This is a genomic window from Sphaerospermopsis kisseleviana CS-549, from assembly GCF_028329225.1.
In the GTDB taxonomy this organism is placed as follows: Bacteria; Cyanobacteriota; Cyanobacteriia; order Cyanobacteriales; family Nostocaceae; genus Sphaerospermopsis; species Sphaerospermopsis kisseleviana.
Map to the genome: position 1 here is coordinate 1 of NZ_JAQMTI010000150.1, position 3,702 is coordinate 3,702.

A 3,702-nucleotide genomic window follows, 5' to 3' on the forward strand; every position below is an offset into this window, starting at 1 on the left:
AGGGAAGGGGGGAAGGGGGGTTAGGTTTCTAGAGATTAAGCTGTTACACAGCTAAATTGTATAACCCTAATGTTCTGAACTCTTGTTTAACAGGCAAGATGCCTGTTCCACTTATACAAATTAAATGCACAACAGCTTATCGGTTTCATCTAATACTTTTCAAACAACCTCTTAGGCATTTTACATTTTGTTACATACCTTGGTTTTTTCCTGCTGACTTACTTGACTTCTTGAAGAAGTCGGGGATCTGAATCTTACAATGTTCACAAATCAAATAGGATTGCTGCAATTTATTGGTAGTCCTAAACAACCTACTTTCACGGTCTGTCAATTAGTGAATGGCGTATATCAACAGCGAAAATATCGTTTATGAGATATAATTATCTCTGGACTATTTCCCAATTTGCAAATTAAACTTGATGATGTTATGTCATGTTAGAAAACCTTGTTCAAAACAATCTTTATTTCAGTTTTTATCCTATTCCCCCTGTTTCCAGGGTGTGAGAGGTGATTTAAATCAAACTTTCAGGATCAACTCCTAAATTCTTCAACATTTCAGCTAATTTTTTCGCTTTTTCTTCAGCTTGATTCTTTTTTTCTTCACTTTGTTGAATCCTTTCCTCTGGTGTTAAAAATCTTTTACCATTTTCATCAAACCAATATAACCATTCTCTGGTTATTCCTTGATAAGTTCCCTTTTCTTTACCGATTCCTAAACCAATTTCTGGCAACCAAACGGGATTTCCAGGAATTAAAATATATTCCCCATCCACTAATTTATAAACCTCTAAAGTTTCTTTGATTTTCCGTTGGGGATTATATACCACATAATATAAAATCCCTAACTCATCGGCATAAAATTCTTTTTTAGTGCTATATTCATTTCTGTAGGTTTGGGAAACTACTTCTAATACTAAACTAGGTAATTTCTGTTCTTCCCACAAGACATAACTAGAACGTAATTTTTCATGAATTACCCTGGGAATACCAATACTTAAAAACCCATCTGGTACTATTGCAGGTTCATTTGGATCATAATATATTCCCATATCCACACCAAAAAACCAATCCCATCTTTGAGACCAAATTAAGGCTAACATGGCTTTTAATAAACCGGGAATTAAATCTTGTAGTTCGTTATCCACTGGTGTTTCGTCAGAGTCCGGTAGTTCTTCTGATGAAGGTAAGCAATGCAAAGGATTGTAATTTAGCATAATTGATGCTACCTATTCTATTCTTAGTATATATTACGTAGGTGACTGGGGACTGGTGACTGGTGACTGGGGACTGGTGACTGGTGACTGGGGACTGGGGACTGGGAAAAAAATTTGAGATTTGAGATTGGATCTGACAAAAATAATCCAAAATCTAAAATCCCAAATCCCAAATCCCAAATCCAAAATTAATAACTCCTGACTCTTAAATTAAGTTATGAAAACATAACGTAAAAATCCGTTACCAAAACTGTAACCAGCAAGGATTTATGTATTTTCTATGCGATAGTGAACATCTAACACATCATTAACGTCTAACTAAACAGAAAGCTAGAACAAAAAATGAGGTAGTAGATGAACCGACAAAAATTTAATGTTGTGCAAGAAAATTTTTTACAAAGGCGCTACGGAGTCAGTTTGGGTAGACGCTACGTTTTAGCAGCAGCTAGTATTGTGATGCTGAGTGTATTGGGATATTCAGCAGTAGATAACAATACAAATTTAATCAGTAAATCTTCCCCAAGCAACACTGAATCTCTCTTAGCTGGAGATAATTAGTATCAATTATGATGCTACCTAACTCCTTTTAATAATGTGTACCGGTTTTGCGATGATTAACAGCAGTTACAGTATCCGGTTTGAGTAATTTACCATTATCTACAGTGGCATATACTACCCAATGATCACCACATTCTAGACGTTGGTTAACGGAACATTCTAAATATGCAGCAGCATCAGTCAGGACTGCACAACCATTATCAGCTTCTACCGTTTGGAAATTAGCAAACCTGTCTTCTCCAGGGGCGAAATTTTTACGGAAATGTCTCATGTAGTCTACATGAACACCATCTGGAAGAACATTCAGGACAAACTTACCACCAGGATACATCAATGATTCAACTGCTCTTTCCTTGGCGATCGCCACTGTAATTCCTGGAGGATTAAAGGTAGCTTGAGATACCCACGTTCCCAGCATTGCTGTGGAAACTTCCCCTTGTTTAGCTGCAACTACACATACAGAACCAACTATTCTCCCTACTGCTTGTTCTACAGGGGTTGCAGGTTGTTGTGGTACACGAATTTTTTTCGCTTTTTTCAAACTTTGTGCAAAGTCTGTACCTATTTCTTCGCACATTTTCAGGGTGACTTCATCGGGTTTAAACTTGACTTTCAAAGTGTCAAACCCAAACCGATATCCCCCATCTCGCAGTTTACCTTCTACTAAGTCTAAAGCTTCTCCACTCCAACCATAAGAACCAAACACACCTGCTAATTTACTATTATCACCAATAGCTAAAACAATACCTAAAGCAGTGTGAATAGGTGTGGGAGCATGACCACCGATGGTAGGAGTACCAATAATAAACGCATCTGCCTGTTCTACAGTACCACGAATTTCTCCAGGGCTGGCAAATTCGCAATTAATAGATTTTACCGCAACTCCACCTTTAGTTAATCCCCAAGCGATCGCCTGTGCTAAAGTGGCAGTGTTACCATAAGCAGAAGCATAAAGTAACGCTACGGAAATTTCCCGATCTTTTTGAGCGCGACTCCATTCACTATAAGCTTTAGTTAATTCTATCAACCCAGTGCGAATCAATGGACCATGACCCACTGCATACATCCTCACCTGCAAATCAGAAATTTTTTCTAATGCAGCTTCGACATGAGTTGCATGGGGAGCCATCAAACAATTAAAGTAATAACGCTGATCTTCTTTAAAAGCTTCTGAATTATCATCAAAAACTTCATCACCACAGATATGCGACCCAAATAATTTATCAGTATAGAGAATTTGGGTTTGTTGATCATAGGTGCAAAGTGCTTCTGGCCAACGGGGACTAGGAGTAGGTAAGAATTTCAAAACATGACCTTTACCTAAATCTAAAGTTTCTTTCCCCCGCATAATCAAAACTTTAATATCTTGATCTGGGAAAGATGCACGCAAATTATTTGCACCAACCATAGAACAAACAAAAGTAATTTGCGGTGCAAGTTCTAACAGTGCTTTTAAAGTTGGTATACGATTAGGGCTAAAATGACCCAAAATCACATAATCTAACTTTCTCAAATTAACTGTATTCTGCAATGCTGCAAAATAAATATTAGTAAATCCTTCTCCCGGAGGATCAATTAATGCAGTTTTATCGGCTTCTATTAAATAGCAATTTGCGGTAGTTCCTCGACAAAGTGCATATTCAACTTCAAACCTTAGACGTGACCAACTCCTAGCTCTGAGAACTTTGGTATTGGTGGCGATCGGTAAAATTTGTACGTCCCGTGGTTTGGAATCTGTCATAGATTTTTCTTGTGAATAAAAAACTTGAGAAACCCAATTTTTAGCTGAGGTGAAAGCATTAGAAACAGAATCAGAAAATGACATAATATTTATCAAATATTATTGGTAATTGGTAATTGGTAATTGGTAATTGGTAATGGGTAATTGGTAATTGGTAATTGGTAATGGGTAATGGGTAATGGGTAATGG

4 protein-coding genes and 1 pseudogene are annotated in these 3,702 nt (G+C 37.2%); 2 read left to right on the forward strand and 3 right to left on the reverse strand.

The window, feature by feature from the left end; translation table 11 throughout:
- Positions 1 to 274 precede the first annotated feature (274 nt).
- Positions 275 to 370 (forward strand): annotated as a pseudogene (locus PN497_RS12600) (Uma2 family endonuclease); the annotation flags it as partial.
- 142 nt (positions 371 to 512) lie between these two features.
- Here the strand turns inward: PN497_RS12600 and PN497_RS12605 are convergent.
- On the reverse strand, positions 513 to 1,214 hold the full coding sequence (locus PN497_RS12605) for a Uma2 family endonuclease (RefSeq protein ID WP_096564983.1): 702 nt from the start codon (positions 1,212 to 1,214) through the stop codon (positions 513 to 515).
- A 33-nt stretch (positions 1,215 to 1,247) separates the two neighbouring features.
- On the reverse strand, positions 1,248 to 1,400 hold the full coding sequence (locus tag PN497_RS12610; protein ID WP_272110310.1) for a hypothetical protein: 153 nt from the start codon (positions 1,398 to 1,400) through the stop codon (positions 1,248 to 1,250).
- Between the two features lie 168 nt (positions 1,401 to 1,568).
- On the opposite strand from PN497_RS12610, the gene PN497_RS12615 reads away from it, so the two are divergent.
- Positions 1,569 to 1,772, forward strand: coding sequence for a proteinase inhibitor I4 serpin (locus tag PN497_RS12615; protein WP_096564985.1), 204 nt, complete (start codon positions 1,569 to 1,571; stop codon positions 1,770 to 1,772).
- Positions 1,773 to 1,800: 28 nt separating this feature from the next.
- Here PN497_RS12615 and PN497_RS12620 read toward each other — a convergent pair whose 3' ends face one another.
- Positions 1,801 to 3,513, reverse strand: a complete 1,713-nt coding sequence (locus PN497_RS12620; RefSeq protein ID WP_096572529.1) for a diflavin flavoprotein — start codon at positions 3,511 to 3,513, stop codon at positions 1,801 to 1,803.
- Between the last annotated feature and the right edge of the window lie 189 nt (positions 3,514 to 3,702).

Coding starts and splice junctions, on each gene's coding strand:
- PN497_RS12605 (WP_096564983.1), bottom strand. CDS start 1,214: ATGCTAAATTACAATCCTTTGCATTGCTTACCTTCATCAGAAGAACTA.
- PN497_RS12615 (WP_096564985.1), top strand. CDS start 1,569: ATGAACCGACAAAAATTTAATGTTGTGCAAGAAAATTTTTTACAAAGG.
- PN497_RS12620 (WP_096572529.1), bottom strand. CDS start 3,513: ATGACAGATTCCAAACCACGGGACGTACAAATTTTACCGATCGCCACC.